A 20,306-nucleotide genomic window follows, 5' to 3' on the forward strand; every position below is an offset into this window, starting at 1 on the left:
GCGACTACGCGGGACCAGCAGTACCTGACGGTTCCCGACGCTCATCCGAAGAACCTCAGGTGCTCTCGCCGAGATGCTGTAGCTGGGTATTGATTTAACCGTGGGCAGCTGCCGAAAACGGGTATGGATGGGCGTGGCGCGCCCCCTTCAATTCAACGCACCCCATCGTTTCGTGCGGGCGATCGTGCCCGCACGGGCTGAGACGGCACGGGCAAAATATTCGCAGGTGCCACTGCAGCCTTAGAGTGATGGCTATCAAGCTGCGCAGGCCACTGGCGGCGAGAGATGGAGCTGCGTTTCGCCGCCGGCCGCAGGATTGAACTCCGAACTCCCCCGGAGCATCGATCAGCAACAGTTTTTGATATCACTTGCGCGGGCAATCAATTTTGACTGCCTTCGTACGCCAACTCTGCAGTAGCTTTCGACCTTCACTCGCGATGCGCTGTTTGGTCAATGAGCCAATCGTGGCGGTGAGCGACCGTCGCGGCAGAAAAAATACATCTTTTGACGAAGCGGATTGGTAGTTATTAGCAGCAACATCGCTCGTAGCGGGCTCTGAAATGCTCGAAAGCGCGCTTGTCCAGCCGCGCGGGGCGTTTACGACGAGCGTGGTCTCTCGCACGCCGTCGGAAAGGGCAAGGTAGGTGTGCGTCATTAAGTCCGCAATCCGCGTCGTTGCCGGAAAGGACGCCCAGACAGCAGTTCTAACGCTTCGGCTTCAGATCGCCATAGCCTCGTGCCGGCGGAGCGTCGGAGGCCTTCTCGTTGGGCAAGATAATTCAAGCGAACCGTGCCAGTTCGCATGATGCGGCCGTGGTGCTGCGGTCAACATGCTCCATTCGGTCCTAACGCTCGAGCATATAGTCGGTTCGGCGACGGAGGGCGGTCGCCAGAGGCGGCAGCACTATTCGGATACAACACGCGAATTCGTTGGGAAGAATGACTTCCAAGTTTGCGCGTCGCGCGCTTGCGTTGACGGTATAAAAGCCGCGGTACGCATGTCTCGCTTGATCAAGTCATTGAAACCACGCGGCCGAATTTGCCAGGCAAATATAAGAGGCTTTGCCTCGCCGCGGCATCGGTCTCAAGAGCACTTGGCGAACTGCTTGTGTAGCCGGCTATCAAACGGCATAGACAGTCGGCAGTCGCGGGGGCTTAGCACACAAGCAGGATCGTTTCCGAAGTTGCGCAAGGTGAGCGGGTACAGAAAGAGGCCGGAGATCCCCGACGCTCGGCAGCAGCGGCCTTAGGAACGAAATCGAAAAGATGACCCGAGACTCCGCAGTAATTCCGCCCTTATCCGCCAATGTTTGCAGTCTTTAGGCATCATTGGCGCCCTACATGTTCGTTGTTTGAGGCTTGCCGCGGCCTCCTTGAGACAGCAGGAGGTTGGTAAAATGCTTCGCCACTCTGAAATCAAAGTGTTTGTCGCCGACCTCGAATGGTTCTGCGGAGGAGGAGCGACGCGCGACAGAGGCAGTACGGTCGTTGATTAGCGGGGGTGTCGCCAATCAGACAGCAGAATTCGAACGAGGCGGCGCTAAGGCTGCCTGCGTCGCGGATGACGGCGTGCCCCACAACCGTTTCCGGCGATCTCCGGCGGGCGGTCGCAGGGTGGAAGTCAGACGCGACAGAACGAAGTAGACGCGGATAATTTTGGGATGGACTATCATGAAACTGGGCGTGGCGATTGCGGAAATTCTCAAGCGCGAAGGCATCGAAATTCTATGCGGCTATCCCGTCAATCACCTGATCGAGTATGCCGCAAAAGCTGACATTCGCCCTGTCATGGTGCGGCAGGAGCGCGTGGGCATTCACATGGCGGACGCGATCTCTCGTGTGACCTCAGGTCACAAGATCGGCGCTTTCTGCATGCAGCACGGCCCCGGCGCAGAGAACGCGATGGGGGGCGTCGCGCAATGTTTCGGCGAGTCGGTCCCCGTGCTAGTGCTGCCGATGGGTTATCCTCGTCGGATCGCCAACCTCGAGCCAAATTTCAACTCCAGCCAGGCGATGCGGCCTTTCTCGAAATCGTCTGAGCCGATCACGCTCGCCGCGGAAGTCACCAATATCTTCCGTCGCGCCTTCACCAAACTGAAGAACGGTCGCGGCGGACCGGTCGTCGTCGAAATCCCCGCGGACATGTGGAATGAGGAGGTGCCGGAACCGCTGAACTACACGCCGGTGCTGCGCACCCGCTATGGCGCTGATCCCGCGCACATCAAACAAGCGGCGGCGCTTCTCATCGGTGCCAAACGGCCGGTGATCTATGCCGGCCAAGGCGTGCATTATGCCCAAGCCTGGCCGCAACTAAAACGGCTTGCCGAGCGGCTTGCGATACCCGTAACCACGAGTCTGGCTGGCAAATCTGCCTTTCCTGAAACGCATCCGCTCTCGCTCGGTTCCGGCGGGGTCGCGTTGCCGCGCGCCGTGTCAAAATTCTTGGCCGATGCGGACGTCATCTTCGGTGTCGGCTGCTCCTTCACCGAGACTGATTTCGGGATCGCCATGCCCAAAGGCAAGACCATCATCCACTCGACGCTCGATCCCAACCATCTCAACAAGGACGTCGAAGCGAAAGTTGGCCTCGTTGGCGATGCCGGCCTCGTCCTCGATGCGTTGTTGGAGGAGGTCGGCAAGAGCGTCACAGCCGATCGCGACGCGCGAGGGGTGACCGAGGAAGTTGCTGCATCGCACAAGGAGTGGCTCGCAAGCTGGATGCCGAAGCTCACGAGCAGTGACGCGCCGCTCAGCCCGTACCGGGTGCTATGGGATCTTCAGCACACGGTCGACGTCAAGAACACCATCATCACTCACGATGCGGGCAGCCCACGTGACCAACTCACGCCGTTCTGGAAATCAGTGGAGCCGCTGTCCTATCTCGGGTGGGGTAAGACGACGCAACTCGGCTACGGCTTGGGGCTTGCAATGGGCGCGAAGCTCGCGAGCCCGGACAAGCTCTGCATCAATGTCTGGGGCGATGCGGCCATCGGATTTACCGGGATGGACTTCGAAACGGCCGTGCGCGAAAGAATTCCAATTCTATCGATCCTGCTCAACAACTTCTCCATGGCATGCGAGCTAAAGATCATGTCGGTCTCCACCGAAAAGTATCGCTCGACCGATATCTCCGGCGATTATGCCGCAATGGCGCGCGCCTTTGGTGGCTATGGCGAGCGCATCACGAGGCCTGAAGATATCGTGCCCGCGATCAAGCGCGGCATCGAGAAGACGCGGGCCGGCATTCCGGTGCTGCTCGAATTCATCACCTGTAAGGAGAACGAGATAGCACGCCCCGGGACATGAGGCCCGACCTTCTCGCCTTACCCCTGGGGACGCGAGCTCTGCAGGACGCGCGTGATCCCCAGCCCTCGACGAAACTTTATTCCAAACGCGATAGGAGAGCGAAGGCCGGTGTGAAAGGCCGGCCGATCGCGCCGTTGATGCTGAGTCGTCAGGAGCGACGTGTGCGTCCCACTGCGCTCCCTCGCTGTCCGAGCGATCCAGTCACCTGCGGATGCATCGGCAAGCACAGTGGCTGCCGACTCGGCTGCGACGGTCTGCTTGATGAAGCCGCCCTGGTTGCTCTCGCACCATCAAGCAAATTAGGTTGCTGTCGCGGTCGAGCAGACGCCGCGTATGATGCCGACCAATGCGACGTGTTCATCGACTCTATGGATGCGGACGCTGGCTTTTAATGCCACGATTCGCCCGAGTGTGAGGGCTCTCGGCTTACAGCCGCACCATAGCCAGACAATCAAGTTGTCGGGCGATCCGCGTTTGTCGAGAAGGTGCGATATCGTAGGCCTCTACTTATCTCCACAGCAACTCGCTCTTGTAGTCGGCATTGATGGGAAAAGCCAACTCGATCGCGAGTAACCGATCTTTGCGATGATGGCTGATGTTTCGGTATGTCGCGCGTGCAGCAATGTGTAGCATAGTGCGATCTCGGTCTTCACGCGGCCGATGTCGTCTCGTTGTTATTCGTCATCGGCGAATGCGACAAGTGCTACCAGGCAGATCTTGCAGTTTTATAGAAAACATCGATGCTGAAGTTGCTGAAAAACGCGATGTTCACATTGTCAACGATAACTGCGCCACAAGTCCCAGGTCCGGTTTCGCCTTGGCGCCTACCCGTCTAAAAATCACCCTATCAAGCTGCCTTGCCGGGCTATGCTCAAGTTACCGCGGCGGCCGGCGTGCGTTTCCGATCGAATTCTTCGAATGATGCGCGGGGCGCGCCAGATTTAGGCGCAGACTGGCTGGAAAATGCATGAAAACATTAGCAGCAGCCTATTAGAACGCAAGAGTTCCGGCTCTGCTGACGATCGCTACCTTGCTAGGCAAAGCTGCGAATACACCGACATTTTCGAGGGAATCGAATGCCTCAAGGCTACAGAGACGCTAAATCGTACCGCTCGATGCTCTTTGTTCCAGGGCATAGGCACGATTGGATGCTGAAGGCGCCCAAGTATGGTGCGGATGCCTTGCTCTTCGATCTCGAGGATTCCGTTCCCGTTGCGGAAAAGCCTGCTGCCCGAAGCGCAGTGAAGGATGTCATTAGCGAATTTAGCAATGAGGCATTCGGCCGTTTCGTGAGAATCAATGGCTGGCGAACGGGCTGTCTGCTCAACGACCTCAACGCGATTGTCGTTGGTGGCCTCGATGGGGTTATGCTCTCAAAAACTGAAGGTCCAGAAGACGTCGCCGCGTTGGACGCGGTGCTTGGTGAGTTAGAACGATCGCGTGGTTTGCCAGTCGGGAACATAGAAATTTGCCCCTACACGGAATGTGCGAGTTCTATATACAACTTTTATCAAGTCTGCATGGCCTCGTCGCGCATCAGGCGGGCTGGCGGGACCGGTGGTCCGGTACCAGCCGGAGACAGCGCGCGCTCCCTCGGTCTGAACTACGAAGAGGAAGCGAGCGAGGCCCTTTTCTTCGGAGCCTATTCTGCCTTGCAAGCACGTGCTGCCGGAATTGTGCACGTTGAGGGCGCCATGACGACCAAGCTTGATGACCTCGAATTGGTGCGGCGCATCAGCGAAAAGTCGAAACGTTTGGGTGCGTCCTGGGCTTCAGCGATCCACCCGAGCCACATCCCAATCATCAACGAGGTTTACTCGCCATCTCTGGCTGAAATCGACGATGCGCGTGAGCTCGTGCTCGCGCTGGCCGAAGGGATTGCTAAGGGCGAGGCTGCGGTGCGCTACAAGTCAGGGTTGGTTGATTATGCGCACATTCGGAGCGCGATGGACTTGCTGAAAAAGGCGCAGGCGGCCGGGATGGATGTTGGCGCTTTGCCGGACTTCGAGGTCCCGGCTTATTGAGCGCCATCACCAGATCACGGTGACCTCGTTTCGAGTGGGCCAGCGGAGACCGTCTGGCGACGTCCTACTAAGAAGATTCAAGCGGAATATGGGAGGCCATTATGTCGGGTGCGCTTGAGGGCATAGTCGTACTTGATCTCACGGCGTACATCGCGGGGCCCTATGGCTCCGCCCTACTGGGGGATGTGGGAGCCGAGATCATCAAGATTGAGGCTCCTGGCGGTGACACGCTCCGGCAATACCCATCCAGCTTGAAGGAGGAATCGAGGGCGTTTCTGGGGGTGAATAGAAACAAGCGCTCCATTGTTCTCAATCTGAAGCACGATGAGGGCCGAGCTGCTTTCTATCGACTTGTCGAGCAGGCCGATGTGGTCATCCACAACTTCCGTCCGTCGGTCCCCCGGTCGCTTGGCATCGACTATGAAACATTGATAAGCCGTCGTCCCGATCTCATCTATTGCTCAGTGACGGGTTACGGAGAAAGCGGTCCTCTCCGGGATCATCCCGGCTACGACACGATGCTGCAGTGCTTCACCGGCCTGGCGGTTATGCAGGGGGGCGGCGCCGAACAACCGAAAATCTTAAACGGCTCGATCGTGGATTATTACGCGGCCTCCATGGTCGCTTTTGGCGTCTCGTCAGCACTCGTGCATCGGCTCCGCACGGGGGAGGGACAGCACGTCAAGGTCTCTCTATTGCGCTCCGCCATGGCATTGGCGGCTGGCCGCTTCATATGGGCTGCAAGCGAACCGCGCGACGCGAATCGTGATTGGGGCGCGAGTTACGCGAGAATATATTCAACCAGGGAAGGCTATCTTTATTTGCAAGCCCCCTCTCAGGCGTTTTGGAAGCACCTTTGTGAAGCTCTTGGATTTCCAGAGCTGGCGCAAGATCCGCGGTACGATTCCTTGAAGAAACGTGAGGGCCGTTCGGGCGAGATCATACCTATCATTGAAAACGCACTGAAGCAGCACACAGCCCGGGAATGGGAACAGTTGATGTATGGCAAGGTGCCTTGCATTGCAGTCCGAAAGATCGAGGAGATGTTTGATCATCCCCAAATCTTGGCGGAGGGGCTCGTCGTCGAGCACGAACATCCACGCGTCGGCAAATACCTAAGCCTGAGCAGGGCAGTTGAGATGGGGACCGGGGGCGGCTCAAGTGGCCGCGCGCCAATGTTAGGCGAGCACACAGACGAAGTGCTTGCGCGTTTCGGCTTTCGGAAGGACGACATAGCTGAGCTACGTGCTAGCGGGGCTGCCAGCTGACCGATCTCGCCTAGCCAAAGAGGGCTCGGGCGACATTCACGCGCAATCGCGGCTGCTTTCGATTACAAGAAAGACCGCGCATGGAAGCCGATGCAAGAAATCGAACCCTCGTGGAATTACCGTGACTATGATTAACGAAGCGCACGTGCCTACGGCAACCCCATTCCGTCCCCGTCGTGATTCAAAAACAGAGGAACTGGGGCTATGAATACGGAAGAATTCGGCGCGCACGTTGAGCCCATCATCGAGCCTGACCTGGCGATTTGCGATACACACTTCCACCTCTGGGATTTCGCCCCCAACCTACCCTGGCCATATTCGGAAGCGCCGAACCCTTATATGCTTCCGGAGTTGCTTGCTGACCTTTCCTGCGGTCATAACGTCAAGAGCCTGATATACGCCGAATGCGGTGCCTTTTACCGCGCCGGCGGACCAGACCTAATGAGGCCTGTCGGTGAAGTGGAGTTCGCTAGCGGCGTGGCGGCGATAGCCGCTAGCGGCCGCTACGGAAACGTACGCATCTGCGAGGGCATAGTTGGACGCGCCGATCTCGGGGCGGGTGCCGCGGTCGCAGACGTATTAGAGTCTCAGATGCAGGCGGGCAATGGTCGTTTTAAAGGAGTTCGCTGCGCAGGCGCGTTTGATGCGAGCCCGGATCTTGCCGTGTTGCGAACTAATCCTAAGGCCTCAGGCCTGTATGACACGCCCAACTTCCGCGAAGGTTTCCGCAAGCTTGTAGAGCTCGGGCTCTCCTTCGATGCATGGCAGTATCACACCCAGATCGGCGATGTGGTCCGCTTGGCCGATGCCTTTCCTAATGCCCGAATCGTGCTCGATCATTGCGGTGGACCCCTTGCAATCGGTCCGTATGCAAATAAGCAGGATGAAGTATTCGCCGCTTGGCGGCCGGCGATCGAGGAATTGGCGAAGCGACAAAATGTGTACGTCAAACTCGGTGGCCTTGGATATTTCGGCATGGACGCGTTTGGATTCTGGGGGCGCAAGCCGAAGCCCTGCTCCAAGGAAGTTGCTGCTGCTTGGCGGCCATATATCGAGACATGCATTGAAGCATTCGGTGCGGAGAGATCAATGTTCGAGAGTAATTATCCGATCGACGCACCGTGCGTCGATTACGCGACCGTGTGGAATGCCTTCAAGCTGATTACTGCCGGAGCCAGCGCGGACGAGAAGGCGTCATTGTTCGAGGAAGCTGCGCGCAGGTTCTATCGGCTGGGCTGACCTAGGGTAGACGTTAACATCGAACATGCAACTGAAAACGGGGTCGCATTCGCATCCCCACTCGGCCTCCAAGGGGGTGGCAGAGCGGCACAAACTGGCGGAAGGCCTGTCCAACCCATACGCTGCTCGCTCGATGCGTCCACCCCGAGCCCGACGGGCGGGTGGCGATTACCGAATTGATTCAGTGAACCTCATCTTTCCAGCGAGGATACGGTAGGGCCAATCCGCGGCGTGACTTTCCACTACGCCGCGGAAGTATCTCGACGCCAAACTCGCCGAGCACTTCACTCTGTCGATCACGCGCGCGGACTTCAATACCGAGTTCGCGCAACTCACCGTGGCTGAGGGACGACGCCCAACGCAAAGGGGTGATGGCCGATTGAACAAGCCGTCTACAAGGGCGGCCCTGTCGAGCGACGTTGGGTTGCCGTTTTCGAACTTTACTGTGCGGCCGGAGATTGCTTAGTCAAAATCCGAGAACATTCTTGACAAGTTTATGATGCAAGCCTCGCCCGAGGCGCTCTTTTTGGGCGGCCGGAGGCACCTGAACGTTCTCCGAGGAGGGGCAACGTCGTTCCATAACATGCCGAAAAATGGAGCCTTAGTCTGATATCGTCTCGCTTCGAGATCAAGTGACCGCATCCTCAGCGCCCGGTCCGATACAACTGCTGTTCATTGCTCGACATCAAGAACTGTGGGCCGAGATCACTGATCTTGTTCGCGCCGATTTGGGCCATGCCAATGTCGATCTCACGACGGAAGATCGCCAATGCTTTTGCCGCGCCGGCTACTCCGCCGGCAGTCACCCCGTATAACGTCGGCCGGCCCTGGAAGACGAACTTGGCGCCCATGCAGAGGGCGATCAAGGCATGGAGGCCACGTCGAATACCACCGTCCAGCATCACGGTCATCCTGTCACCCACCGCTTGGCAGATCGTAGGCAGCACCTCGAGTGGCGATGGCGCATTGTCGAGTTGTCGCGCGCCGTGGTTAGAAACCATCACGCCGTCAACACCAAGCGAATGCGCCCGCACAGCATCATCGGGATGCATGATTCCCTTGAGCACGAGATTGCCTTTCCACAGCTCGCGATAGCGCTCGACATGTTTCCAGGTCATCGGCGCGCTGAATTGGCTCGCGAGGAGATCGGCCACCGCTTTGGCGCTGGCGTTTGGACCGGCGTACCGTGTCCAATTGCCGAAATAAGGTGTGCCGTATTGTAACCACTCCATCATCCAGGCCGGATGGCGCAACGCTTCGAACTTTGACTTCCAAGTCGGCCTTTGCCAGCCATTTCGGATATTGCGTTCGCGGTTGGAATTTCCCGGTACGTCAACGGTGAACACCAGGGTTTCTAAACCGGCATCGCTCGCCCTCTTGATCATGTCCTCCGAAATCGACGGGTCGTTAGCCGAGTAGAGCTGATACCAGCCATGGTCGGGTGAGAGCTTGCCGAGATCTTCGATTGAGCTCGAGCTGGCGCCCGACATGATGAAAGGCACGTTCGCATCGCGTGCCGCCTGAGCCAGCATCAGATCGGCACTGCGGCGAAACAAGTCCGCCAAGCCGGTAGGCGCGATGCCAATTGGGCTCGAATAGGTACGGTCGAACAGGGTAGTCGACTGATCGCGCAAACTGACATCGACCAAGTAACGCGGCACGATGCGCATCTGACGGAAAGCCTGTTCATTTGTAATTAGACCGAGCTCATCGTCGGCGCCGCCTTCGATATAGTCATAGCAGATCTTGGGTAGCCGCTTCTTCGCCACCTTGCGTAGATCGTCGATGTTCACCACGCTTTTCATGTTTCCCCAGGGTTCCTTGTTGTACCCCCTCTATGCTATCCACTTTTCAATGTGGCTTTGCGCAAGAAGGCCGGGACTTACACCGACATGCGGCAGTAGAATGGCTTTCCACGCCGCATTTCGACCTTCCTGGCCCGCAGAAAGCGGCGCGGAGACGCAGCTAACCGCGGCGGCGCGTCCCCCCCTGATCTCCCGAATCCTTTTCTGCCGGACGCGCCGAATCCGTTATCGGAACGGGTATGCTTCCTCCGCCTCTGGTTCTACTGTCTGGCTCGGCTCTTTGGGTTGCTCGGCCTGCTGCGGGGTGCTCCAGTTCGCCTCTCCTGCGATGGAATGCCCATGGCTACCACGCTGAGCGGGCGAGCTGGACGCAGCTGCCTCAAATTTGCAGAACTTTCTCAAAGGTAAGCACTAGAGAGATCCAGCATATTCGTTAACGACTGATCACGGCGGGGTCCACCACCAACCGACTTCACGAGTGGCAGGATGTCTTGGCGCAGACAAGATGTGTCGGCGTTGATTTAATTCGCACTGCTAAAGGACATTTCTTGAAGTTTAAAGCTACCGTCTTGTCCGCGGCCGAGCCCGAGGAGGAGCCGCCTGGGTACGCTTGAGATCGTGTGGATTGCGGGTCATCCCCTGCACTAGCTGATGTATTCGGCTGATCGGTGCGCTCGGTAACGGGCTATCGAGTTCGCCATCCAATTGGCGGAGGCAGCCGTGCGAGCACTTTGCCCGCTTTAGGATCCGCGACATCCTCATGAGCCAGCGCATGCTGGCTTCACATCTACTCATCAATGCTGCTGCCGTCGTTATCGTAGCTTCGATGGGCGGCATGCAGGCGCCACAATGGGGCATGTCGTATCTAGATTTCGCTAAGTCACTCGTTGCGCTCGTGCCGATGGCGAAGACCGCGCGCCTTGGTCCCAGCCCATCAATCACGCAGAACGCTTGGCGCTCGCGAACGCGGGCGACTGCCGACGCCGGAAGCGCGATGGGAAGCGTGGGCGGCGCAGCAGATTCCGTGCAGTGAACTGCTGCGCCTTCCGTTTCGATAGCGTTCATCTGGTGGCATCTCAAGCGGAGCCGCTGGCGGCCGCGCATCCTGATGACGCGATCGGCCGTTTTCTGGGCTTGGACCAGTCCGCCCCCTAGCTGCAAGCCTCCCGATTATGCGGTAGGGAGTGACCGTAGATCCGCTTCCCGAGCGAAGGAACCTTGGGGTAGCGTTTTTGTATGTGCAGCATGTGTGCATTGCCGAGCTATTGCGCTGCTTGCTCGTGGCAATCGGCGACGCCGTATCTTAGCGATTGAGCCCTCCATCCGCTTGCGCACCTTTCTCCAATACCCTGCTTAGTGAAGGCTCGCGAGTCATCGCCGAACATTTGACTTCGATCCCATGAACACGTCCTTAGTAGCTCTCAAATGCCCCGTGCTTGCGAGGCGGTTCTTTTTTTGACGCAGCCCGGCCGCCCCATCATTGATGCAAGAAGGAGCGTAAGCGATGCTCCTCACACGGTGGGGTGAACAAAACTCGCCGTTTCGGCAGGCGCTGCGCGCCGGCCTGGCAATAACAATTACTTGGCCGTCGGTTTGGACCCGTAGCCGAGCACAGCCTTGATTTCTAGGTATTCGTGGAACCCGTACTCACCGACTTCGCGGCCGTTGCCGCTAAGCTTATACCCGCCGAACGGCGCAGTCGCATCGCCGCCCCCGTTGATCGAGACCTGCCCTGCACGCAGCTGCGAGGCCACGACGCGGATCGTTTTCGTGTCGGAACCCGATATATAGGCCGCCAGACCATATTCGGTGTCATTTGCAATTTCTACCGCCTGGTCAATATTCTCGTAGCTGAGGATTGACAGCACCGGACCGAAAATCTCTTCCCTCGCGATGGTCATGTGGTTCTTCACGTTGGCGAACACGGTGGGCTTTACATAAAAACCCTTGCCGGTACCGACCGGACGTCCAACGCCGCCAGTGACGAGGGTGGCGCCCTCGTCAACGCCAACCTGAATTAAGCGCTGGATCTTCTCCCACTGGCTCCGATTAACCACCGGCCCAATGCTGACGCCATCGTTTGGATCGCCGACGGTAGTGACTTCTGCTACCCGCTTGGCGATCGCGGCTGCCTCTTCCATTCTCGTTGTCGGCACCAGCATGCGAGTCGGTGCATTGCAGGATTGACCGGAGTTGCTCATGACCGAGCGAACGCCATGGCTGACAGCGGTTTCGAAGTCGGCGTCCTCAAGGATGATGTTCGGGCTCTTGCCGCCCAGCTCTTGGGTCACGCGCTTGATCGTGGCGGCAGCGGCACGGGCCACCTCAATCCCGGCACGGGTCGAGCCCGTAAATGACACCATGTCAATGCCGGGATGACTTGCTATCGCAGCTCCAACCTCAGGCCCCAGGCCGTTGATCATGTTGAAAACGCCGGCGGGTACGCCCGCCGCGTCCATGACTTCGGCCCAAATGTAGGCGCTGAATGGTGCTTGTTCGGAAGGTTTTACAACCATGGTGCAACCGGTTGCGAGCGCCGGCACCACCTTGCAGACGAGTTGGGAAATCGGCCAGTTCCAGGGAGTGATCATACCACAGACGCCGATCGGCTCCTTGACGATGCGCGTCGTGCCACGGTCTTCCTCAAACTTGAACGTCTTCAAATCCTCGATGCCGGCGTTGAGGTAAAGGATGCCAGAGGGCACGTGCGCCTCATCGGCAAGACTTGCGGGCGAGCCCATCTCCTCGGTGACGGCTTTTCCGAAGTGACCCAAACGTTTCCGGAACTCAGCCAGGACGCGCTGCAAGAGTTCGATGCGCTCTTCTCGGCTTGTCCGCGAAAAGGTAACGAATGCCCTCTTCGCTGCCGTCACCGCCCGATTGACGTCAACGATAGAGCCGGCCGAGATATAGCCGCACACTTCTTCGCTAGCCGGATTGATAACGCTAATCTGCTTGGGAGTCTCGGGGGGCACCCAATGGCCGTCGATGTAGAACTTCAGGTATTTGCGCATTGGTTGTTCCTCAATCCTGGCTGCACCACAGTTCTCTAGCGTGGTCTGGCGCGCCGCACATTTTGGATGACACTCAAGATATGGCCTGCCGGGTGAGATATGCCTCGGCGGGCAATAGCCTTTCCCTCCACTCGTGTACTGCCTCGTTCGTGCATCCGCCCACGCCACTCGCATAAAGAAGGTTCAAAGTCCAAGGGCCGCGAAAAAGGGTTGCTGAAGGAAGAAATTCTGCAACCAGGAACTTATTGTTCTCGAAATTAGGCGCATGTCGCCTGCTGACCTTATGCAGCTTCGTAGAACCTGAAAGCAGGCCTCATTTCGCTGTGAACGCATGCTATGCTGGAACATAAATCAGCTGGGCCATGCGAGCGAGCTCGGACATAACTTGCGCGACCAGCTTTGCTGGCCTAACGGCGATCTATTCGATTCGACCTCATTGACGTCCTAAGCAGATCCTTGTCATGTGTATCGCGACATGGCGGCGCTCCAAATGATCTCAAACGGTTTCGCCAAGCCGGGTGCTTGTGGGGACGCTAAGGGGGCCTCTTAGCAACGAATCTCAATTCCTATTTACCTGCCTTAGTGAGCTCATCCGTGAGGAGCGGATTGTCGACGCGATCGAAGATTTGTATGGCGCCAACTTGTTGGTCTGGTACACGGATCTTTTTATCAAGGAGCCAAGCGACCCTGCTATCATGTCTTGGCATCAGGATTCGACCTACTGGGGTCTTTCCCAGCCTGATGTAGTTACGGCTTGGGTGGCGCTTACAGAAAGCAATAGGGCTAATGGAGAGCTGGAAGTCGTCCCTGGTACGCACCTTAAGGATCAGCTTCCGCAGCGTGACACTTTCGCGAAGGAGAAGTGCTCTGCGAGGGCAGGAGATCGCCGTCGACGTTGATCCGGTCTCGTCTGTGATGCTTGAATTGGAGCCGGGTGAGATGTCGCTGGATCACGTCCGATTAGTTCGCGGCTCCGCTCCGAACCGATCTAAGACTCAGCTTCGGATCGGGTTTGCCATTCGCTACATTCCAACCTACGTTCGTCAGCTGGATCGCGAGCACGCGCTCGGCGCTTGTCCATGGAGTTGATACCGTCCGCTCGTTTAAGCATGAACCGATTCCGACGCGCGACATGGATCCTGAGTGCGTGTCGTTCCACAAGAAGTGGGGGTATAGCTCTGAGAGGTGCGTGGCGCCGCGGCGGCTGACACGGGTGGGCTGCCGCGCCATCTTCAGAGTTGATAAGCAGGGTAGGAGGCGACACGAGCTTGCGCCGCAAGGAAGTGTGCATGCCCCAGCCCCGTAGGAAGCCATGGCTCGCCCGCGCGTGGGGGGCTCCGTCACACTGCTTAAGGCTGTGAGGAGATGAACGCCCGCTGGACATCGAAGATTTACAGAAAAGGTAGAAAAAACTATGCTCGGAATTGGGAGCAAGCTGCCATCGTTCGAAGTGGTCGGCGTGAAGCCAGGATTTCAGCTACAGGAAGAAAACGGACAGAGCGCATTCGAAACTCTCAACGAGAAGAGTTTTCCGGGCAAGTGGAAGGTCATCTTTTTTATCCCAAGGATTTCACTTTCGTCTGCCCGACCGAAATCTCCGAATTCGCTCGCCTGTCGAAGGATTTCGAGGACCGCGAAGCCGTAGTACTCGGCGGTTCCACAGATAACGAGTTCTGCAAGCTCACTTGGCGGCGCGATCACAAGGACCTCCACAAGCTGCCGATCTAGCAGTTCGCGGACGTAAGGGGATCATTGGTCTACGGCTCGGGGGTGCGGTCGCCGGTTGGGAGCGCTTACCGGTACACCTTCATCGTGGATCCGATAACACGATCCAGCACCTGTATGCGACAAACCTCAATGTTGGCCGCTCGCCGAGGGACACGCTGCGCGTGCTTGATGCACTACAGACGGACGAACTCTGCGCGTGCAATCGCAAGCTTGGCGCCGGAACGCTGAAGGTGGCGTGATGGATCATGTCAATTGATGAGCTCAAAAATGTGATTCCTGATTTCGCTCGGGACGTTAGGCTTCATCCATGATGTCTGATGAACAACTTGGGGCTCAGACCCGATACGGTCTATTCCTTGTCTGCGCGGTTGCGACCCGAAATCCGCATTGATGTCGGCATTCGCGAGGCTCCCCGGCGAGAAGCTAACTCCGGCAGCGGCCGCGGCCGCGGCCGCCAAGGCGGCGGCGTCCATCAGGGCGATGAACAACATCTATTATCGCTTCGTGCACCTTGCATCGAACATGCGGCACGATGCCGCCGAGGCTACGCATGAACGCAATCGGCAACTCGGGCGTTGACACGACCGACTTCGAATTGTGGTCGCTCGCGATCTCCGCCATCAACGGCTGCGGTACGTGCATCGACGCACATGAGAAGGTGCTGCAAGATGCAGGCATTGCGGCTGGCACCATCCAGATTGCGGTGCGTTCGCCGCGATTATTCAATCTGTGGCAGTTGCGATCGAGGCCGGCCAGCGCACGCCCAGGTGGCAGCCGAATAAATCTAATGCCGTGATGCGCGCGCCGATCTGACTAAGCTCTGATCAGATCAGTGCTTGCAGGCAATGCTAGCCTGCCAAGGATGGATTGCTCCTTGGCGCTTGAGCTTGATGCTATCTTTCCGCATCTTCCTTGATCATATCTGCTCCCTTTTCGGCCACCATCAGGGTCGGCGCGTAGGTATTGCCAGAAGGCACAGTCGGCATGATGGAGGCATCAATGACACGCAATCCAACAAGGCCGTGCACACGCAGACGGTTGTCAACCACCGCCATAGGATCATTGCCCATTTTGCAGGTGCCAACAAAATGATGGAGTCCCCCTCCGGCATGGCGGGCATAGTCGAGCCATTCTTCGTAGCTCTGTACTCCGTTGCCGGGACAGATCTCGAATGCGATCCATTTGGCGATGGCAGGATTGTGCATAATCTCGCGCGCGATCTGCAAGCCGGCCACCGTGGAGTCACAGTCCGTTTTCGAAGTCAGGTAATTCGGCTGAATCGCTGGCTCGCTGCCGGATATTGCAGACTTAATATGGATTGAACCGCGCGAATCTGGCCGGCACTGGTTGATCGCGACGCTCATGCCGGGTTCATCCTCGAGACGGCCCGGCCGCACCGGATCCCTAGTCCCAGGCGCCATATGGAACTGAACGTCGGGCGTCGGCAGTCCAGACAGCGTGCGCACGAAGCCAGCTACTAGCGCCGTGGGTCGAGTAAGCAGGCCAGTTCCACTAACATAGTATCGTATGATCTCGCGCATAAGCCGCAAACCCCGGGCCTGTTCGTTAAACGTGACCTGTTGGTTGATGCGATAGCCTAAGTTCACATAATAGTGGTTTCCGTAATTCTCCCCAACCCCTTTCAACTCATGGCAGACTTCGATCCCGAGCTTTTTGATGACTTCCGGCTGGCCGATGCCAGAAAGCTCTAGCACACCGGGCGACTGAATAGCGCCGCAGGCTATGATCACCTCACCTTTGCACCGCGCCTCGCGAGTTTCGCCGTGCATTCTATAGGTGACGCCGATCGCACGCTTTCCCTCGATCAGAATACGGGTGACAAGCGCGTCGGTCTCGATTCGCAAGTTGGGCCGGCTGCGAGCCGGCTCTAGGAAGGCGCGAGCCGCCGACCAACGCTGTCCTCTCTTGGTCGTCGCCTGAAAGTAACCGAAGCCTTCCTGCCGCCCACTGTTGTAATCATCATTTCGCGGGAATCCGCTGACCTCGGCGGCTTCGATAAGCGCATCGCCAAGCACATGGTGCTCGCTAGTGTCATGTACATTAAGGCATCCGCCTTTGCCCCGCGATTGGTCGCCCTGGCCCTCGTAGTGTTCCGATTTCTTAAAATACGGCAGTATGTCTTCATAAGACCAACCCCGATTGCCCAACTGGCTCCACGTGTCGTAATCGAGCGGTTGGCCCCGCACATACAGCATGCCGTTGATCAAACTTGAGCCCCCCAGCCCGCGGCCGCTGGTACACGGGAGGCGCTGGCCGTTCGTCTTGCCGTCGATCTGGAAATTCCAACTGAATGTATTGCGGAGTTGGTGCTTGGTATAGCCTGCGGGAATATCGATCCATATCGATCGGTCGCGTGGCCCGGCTTCAAGGAGTAGCACCTTGACCCGCGCATCTTCGGTAAGACGATTGGCGAGTACACAGCCGGCCGAGCCGCCTCCGACGATGATGTAATCCCAGTCGAACATGATTCACATCCCGTTGTTTGAATTTTATATTTTGGATTTTCTCTTCGGCCAATGCTGCGGATTGGGGATCGCTGCGCCCCCGTCAATTCTTCACCATCAGCTCTACATCTTCACTTCGATCAACCTAGGGCCGGGCTCGCGCATTGCTTCTTCGAGGGCACTATTGAACTCATCCGCCGTCGTGATCGCACGACCGGGAACGCCCATACTCTTGGCGAGCGCGACAAAGTCGATCGTCGGTCGGTCGAGCTGGAGCATGTCCTGGGCGCGCTTACCAGGTTCGCCTGCACCAACCTTGTCGAACTCACCGCGTAAAATTTGATAGCTCCTATTCGCGAAGATGACGGTCACGACGTCTAGTCCCTCACGCGCCTGCGTCCACAGTGATTGGATCGTATACATTGCGCTGCCGTCACCAACTAAAGAGATGACCTTGCGGTCCGGGCACGCCACGGCTGCGCCGGTTGCAGCTGGCATTGAAAAGCCGATCGCGCCGCCCATGTCCTGCAACCAATCGTGCGGTGCCGCAGCTCTCGTCGGATGAACTAAGTCACGTCCAGCAGTGAGGGATTCGTCCACCAGAATGGCGTTTTCTGGGATCGCGCGCGCAATCGCTTGCGAAATCGAGATATGCGTCAACGGCCCTCTTGGCTTGATGAGTTCGGCGTACTTTTGCGGTCGCACATCTTGAGGTGTCGCGTGAAGCTCATGTGCCAAGGCCTGCAGAGCTACCACCGAGTCCTCGCCTGCTGAGGTCATACGGTGAACCTCGCACCCGGCAGGCTTGACCACGCTCGGCTTGTTTGGATAGGCAAAGAAAGCAACGGGCTCGTCGGCCTCGACCAGCACGATATGCTTGAAATCTTTCAGGGCCAAAACCGCCCGGTCGACGACATAAGGAATTCCGTCAATTGCGAAGCGGGCCCTCCCACGCGCTATGCGCGAATTCTGGGTTGGGTTCATCAGCCTGCAGCCGGTCTTGCCCGAAATTTGCGCCGCCAGCGCCAACCCGCGCTCGGTCAGCGCAGTGCCGGCAATCAAGAGTAGCGTCTGTGCTCCGCCGCGCAGCACTTTTGCCGCATGGTCCACCGCTCGGGAAGAGTAGTTCGAAATCTGCAATTTCGTCGGTACCGCAGCGACTCCCTCGGCCTCTTTCCATGCAGTATCGGCAGGCAAAATAAGCGTCGCGATCTGCGGCGGAGAAGCCTTAGCGGCAGCGATGGCTGCAGCGCCATCTCGGGCCACCGACTTGGCATCCGATGAAGTACGCACCCACGCCGACATCGGCGCTGCGAGACCTTCAATATCCGTGGTCAGCGGCGCGTTGTAGCCGATATGATAGCCGGCATGTTGACCGACGATGTTTACGATGCCGGAGCGCGCCTTTTTGGCATTGTGAAGATTGGCAAGTCCATTCGCGAGGCCAGGGCCGAGATGCAGCAGTGTCGAAGCCGGCACGCCCCTCATTCGGAAATAACCATCTGCGGCACCTGTTACGACCCCCTCAAATAGGCCGAGCACACATCGCATGCCTTCGACTCGGTCTAGGGCTGCAACGAAATGCATCTCCGAAGTACCGGGATTGGCAAAACACACATTCACGCCCCCTCCAACCAGCGTTCTGACAAGACTTTCCGCACCGTTCATTGCTTCCACCCAGCGGCCTCATACGTGACCAACTTTTCGATGATCTTTTCGCACTCTTCGACGCGCGAGCAGACATCTCCTGCTCCATTATATCATGGGCAGTCAATGCATTCGTTCGAGATCGATTTTTGCCCTCTTGACGCCGAAACTCTGCGCGCAGAGCAGCACAGGCGCATAATTGTTCGCGACGTCGAGCAGATGCGATCTCTCACTGGGGGAAGAAATAACGGCCTAACTTGATCGCGAAAATGGCCGGGTCAGATTGCGCGGAGCGTGGCAGGATGCCAGTGCGTGCTGTGCGACTGGAACATGTGCCGCTTCGCTCTGATTAGACTAGACTGCCAAGTCGACGGAGGTGTGCTATGCCATTGGATGGAGCAACTGGGCTACAATCTTTTGTATCGCTGGTTCGTGGGACTGTGGCGGGCGACCCGGTCTTGGACCCGACCACCTTCACCAAGAACCGGGAGCGGCTGCAGAACGGCGATGTGTTCACGAAGTTCATGATCAGGCTTCTGAACCATTCTCAGGTCAAACCTCTATTATCGGACGAGCATTTTTCGGTGCACGGAACGCTGATCGGAGCCTGGGCTTCGCGGAAGACGTTTTGCCCCAAGCACGGCCGTGGCGACGATGATGACGGCCCCAATTTCCACGGCCAAAAGCGCAAGAACGACACTCATGCGAGTACCAGCGCCCCGGACAGCAGGCTTTATCGCGAGGCGGCCTGACGGGAGGCCAAGCTTTGCTATATGGGCCACGCCACCATGGAGAACCGGCACGGGCTGGCGGTGGCCGGCAGCGTCACGTATGCGAATGGTACCGCCGAACGGCGGGCTTCGAGACCATGCTGAAGGCGAGACGCAAAGCCGCAGGCCGTCGCCGCATCACCATCGGTGAGGACAGGCGTACGGTACAGCCGATCACGTCGCCAATCTTCGCGCCATCGGCGTGACGCCACATGTGGCGCAGAACCAGGCTGTCACCAAAACCGGTAAGATCCGCAACAGCGCCATCGACGAACGAACCACGCGGCATCCGGGGTACGGCATGTCGCAATCACGCCGGGCCATGGTCGAGTGTATCTTCGGGTGGCGCAAGCAGCACGGCACCATGCGAAAGACCAAACATAGTCGCATCGCTCGGGTCGCCGCCGACTTCCTGCTCAATCTGATCGCCTACAACCTGATCCGCATTCCCAAACTGCTTGCCGCTTAGCTACCCCCGCGTCAGGCTACCTCCAACCCCGCCGAGAAAATTACGTCCAACCCGCATCGCCTCAACAATGACCGGCGAGAGTAAAAAATCGCATTTCCACTGTTTTCAGCGGACTGCTAGTAGGCTCCGAGAGCCAGGAGCGGACTGCCAGCAAGAAAAGAGGAGCGCTGTTGGATAGATATTGGCGGGCGGTCAAGTCTTGGGCTTACGATGACCAATCCAGGAGAGCTGCGCTTCGCTCTCGGTGATTACAGCATGTTTGTTGATCTCTCGCGCGACAACGAACAGAATTCAGCACTGATTGCCTCGGCTGGTCTTGTCAGAAGTTATCCTGACGCAAGCACGGCAGGCTTGGCAACTGCGCAATCAGCGACCAATCGCGTGCTCCTTCACATGGCGGTGCAAATGACTGGTGTCGTGGGGCGAGATGACGAAGAGTTAGTGAAAAGCTCTTCCAGATGACGGGCCCCTGAGCGGCCCATGCGTCGAAACGCGCTAACACAAACGATCGAATTCGCTCGTTCGGCGCAGGATTTCGTCGATGCGCCCCTGTCAGATTGATGAAAATCGG

At 57.8% G+C, this 20,306-nt stretch carries 14 protein-coding genes and 2 pseudogenes; 11 read left to right on the top strand and 5 right to left on the bottom strand.

The window, feature by feature from the left end; translation table 11 throughout:
* Positions 1-364: 364 nt before the first annotated feature.
* Complete coding sequence (locus AC0L2J_RS33235) at positions 365-655, bottom strand: hypothetical protein (RefSeq protein WP_473395790.1); 291 nt, start codon at positions 653-655, stop codon at positions 365-367.
* Between the two features lie 1,016 nt (positions 656-1,671).
* Here AC0L2J_RS33235 and AC0L2J_RS33240 point away from each other — a divergent pair.
* From AC0L2J_RS33240 to AC0L2J_RS33255, 4 genes are all read left to right on the top strand, one after another.
* Positions 1,672-3,306: a thiamine pyrophosphate-requiring protein gene (locus AC0L2J_RS33240; RefSeq protein ID WP_473395791.1), complete on the top strand. Its 1,635-nt coding sequence runs from the start codon at positions 1,672-1,674 to the stop codon at positions 3,304-3,306.
* Positions 3,307-4,421: 1,115 nt separating this feature from the next.
* Positions 4,422-5,330 carry an HpcH/HpaI aldolase/citrate lyase family protein gene (locus tag AC0L2J_RS33245; RefSeq protein ID WP_473395802.1) on the top strand — a complete coding sequence of 303 codons (909 nt, stop codon included), beginning with the start codon at positions 4,422-4,424 and terminating at the stop codon, positions 5,328-5,330.
* Positions 5,331-5,431: 101 nt separating this feature from the next.
* The gene (locus AC0L2J_RS33250; RefSeq protein ID WP_473395792.1) at positions 5,432-6,598 is read left to right on the top strand and encodes a CaiB/BaiF CoA transferase family protein; all 1,167 of its coding nucleotides are present in this window, start codon (positions 5,432-5,434) and stop codon (positions 6,596-6,598) included.
* 204 nt (positions 6,599-6,802) lie between these two features.
* The gene (locus tag AC0L2J_RS33255) at positions 6,803-7,837 is read left to right on the top strand and encodes an amidohydrolase family protein (RefSeq protein ID WP_473395793.1); all 1,035 of its coding nucleotides are present in this window, start codon (positions 6,803-6,805) and stop codon (positions 7,835-7,837) included.
* A 644-nt stretch (positions 7,838-8,481) separates the two neighbouring features.
* Here the strand turns inward: AC0L2J_RS33255 and AC0L2J_RS33260 are convergent.
* A complete protein-coding gene (locus tag AC0L2J_RS33260; RefSeq protein WP_473395794.1) occupies positions 8,482-9,642 on the bottom strand; it encodes an alpha-hydroxy acid oxidase in 1,161 nt (386 codons plus the stop codon).
* A 760-nt stretch (positions 9,643-10,402) separates the two neighbouring features.
* Between AC0L2J_RS33260 and AC0L2J_RS33265 the strand changes: the two genes are divergently transcribed.
* Positions 10,403-10,675: a hypothetical protein gene (locus tag AC0L2J_RS33265; protein WP_473395795.1), complete on the top strand. Its 273-nt coding sequence runs from the start codon at positions 10,403-10,405 to the stop codon at positions 10,673-10,675.
* A 544-nt stretch (positions 10,676-11,219) separates the two neighbouring features.
* Here the strand turns inward: AC0L2J_RS33265 and AC0L2J_RS33270 are convergent.
* Positions 11,220-12,656, bottom strand: coding sequence for an aldehyde dehydrogenase family protein (locus AC0L2J_RS33270; RefSeq protein ID WP_473395796.1), 1,437 nt, complete (start codon positions 12,654-12,656; stop codon positions 11,220-11,222).
* A 524-nt stretch (positions 12,657-13,180) separates the two neighbouring features.
* Here AC0L2J_RS33270 and AC0L2J_RS33275 point away from each other — a divergent pair.
* The 3 genes and pseudogenes from AC0L2J_RS33275 to AC0L2J_RS33285 all read left to right on the top strand — a co-directional run bounded on the left by AC0L2J_RS33275 (position 13,181) and on the right by AC0L2J_RS33285 (position 15,197).
* Entirely contained in the window at positions 13,181-13,555 is a 375-nt protein-coding gene (locus AC0L2J_RS33275) for a phytanoyl-CoA dioxygenase family protein (RefSeq protein WP_473395803.1), read from the top strand.
* 515 nt (positions 13,556-14,070) lie between these two features.
* Positions 14,071-14,623, top strand: a pseudogene (locus AC0L2J_RS33280) (peroxiredoxin).
* Positions 14,624-14,629: 6 nt separating this feature from the next.
* A pseudogene (locus AC0L2J_RS33285) lies at positions 14,630-15,197 on the top strand (carboxymuconolactone decarboxylase family protein).
* A gap of 80 nt (positions 15,198-15,277) precedes the next feature.
* Here the strand turns inward: AC0L2J_RS33285 and AC0L2J_RS33290 are convergent.
* Positions 15,278-16,870, bottom strand: coding sequence for a GMC family oxidoreductase (locus AC0L2J_RS33290; RefSeq protein ID WP_473395797.1), 1,593 nt, complete (start codon positions 16,868-16,870; stop codon positions 15,278-15,280).
* Between the two features lie 102 nt (positions 16,871-16,972).
* Positions 16,973-18,517: an acetolactate synthase large subunit gene (locus AC0L2J_RS33295; RefSeq protein ID WP_473395798.1), complete on the bottom strand. Its 1,545-nt coding sequence runs from the start codon at positions 18,515-18,517 to the stop codon at positions 16,973-16,975.
* 437 nt (positions 18,518-18,954) lie between these two features.
* Between AC0L2J_RS33295 and AC0L2J_RS33300 the strand changes: the two genes are divergently transcribed.
* The 3 genes from AC0L2J_RS33300 (at position 18,955) to AC0L2J_RS33310 (ending at position 20,197) form a co-directional block, all read left to right on the top strand.
* Positions 18,955-19,248: a hypothetical protein gene (locus AC0L2J_RS33300; RefSeq protein WP_473395799.1), complete on the top strand. Its 294-nt coding sequence runs from the start codon at positions 18,955-18,957 to the stop codon at positions 19,246-19,248.
* 232 nt (positions 19,249-19,480) lie between these two features.
* The gene (locus tag AC0L2J_RS33305) at positions 19,481-19,735 is read left to right on the top strand and encodes a hypothetical protein (RefSeq protein ID WP_473395800.1); all 255 of its coding nucleotides are present in this window, start codon (positions 19,481-19,483) and stop codon (positions 19,733-19,735) included.
* Positions 19,736-19,945: 210 nt separating this feature from the next.
* On the top strand, positions 19,946-20,197 hold the full coding sequence (locus AC0L2J_RS33310) for a hypothetical protein (protein ID WP_473395801.1): 252 nt from the start codon (positions 19,946-19,948) through the stop codon (positions 20,195-20,197).
* Positions 20,198-20,306 lie beyond the last annotated feature (109 nt).

The sequence above is a fragment of the Bradyrhizobium sp. MV1.5 genome, from assembly GCF_055807615.1.

Bases quoted from the DNA above. Each gene is read 5' to 3' on its own strand.
- AC0L2J_RS33235 (WP_473395790.1), bottom strand. From the start codon at position 655: ATGACGCACACCTACCTTGCCCTTTCCGACGGCGTGCGAGAGACCACG.
- AC0L2J_RS33240 (WP_473395791.1), top strand. From the start codon at position 1,672: ATGAAACTGGGCGTGGCGATTGCGGAAATTCTCAAGCGCGAAGGCATC.
- AC0L2J_RS33245 (WP_473395802.1), top strand. From the start codon at position 4,422: ATGCTCTTTGTTCCAGGGCATAGGCACGATTGGATGCTGAAGGCGCCC.
- AC0L2J_RS33250 (WP_473395792.1), top strand. From the start codon at position 5,432: ATGTCGGGTGCGCTTGAGGGCATAGTCGTACTTGATCTCACGGCGTAC.
- AC0L2J_RS33255 (WP_473395793.1), top strand. From the start codon at position 6,803: ATGAATACGGAAGAATTCGGCGCGCACGTTGAGCCCATCATCGAGCCT.
- AC0L2J_RS33260 (WP_473395794.1), bottom strand. From the start codon at position 9,642: ATGAAAAGCGTGGTGAACATCGACGATCTACGCAAGGTGGCGAAGAAG.
- AC0L2J_RS33265 (WP_473395795.1), top strand. From the start codon at position 10,403: ATGAGCCAGCGCATGCTGGCTTCACATCTACTCATCAATGCTGCTGCC.
- AC0L2J_RS33270 (WP_473395796.1), bottom strand. From the start codon at position 12,656: ATGCGCAAATACCTGAAGTTCTACATCGACGGCCATTGGGTGCCCCCC.
- AC0L2J_RS33290 (WP_473395797.1), bottom strand. From the start codon at position 16,870: ATGTTCGACTGGGATTACATCATCGTCGGAGGCGGCTCGGCCGGCTGT.
- AC0L2J_RS33295 (WP_473395798.1), bottom strand. From the start codon at position 18,517: ATGAACGGTGCGGAAAGTCTTGTCAGAACGCTGGTTGGAGGGGGCGTG.
- AC0L2J_RS33310 (WP_473395801.1), top strand. From the start codon at position 19,946: ATGACCAATCCAGGAGAGCTGCGCTTCGCTCTCGGTGATTACAGCATG.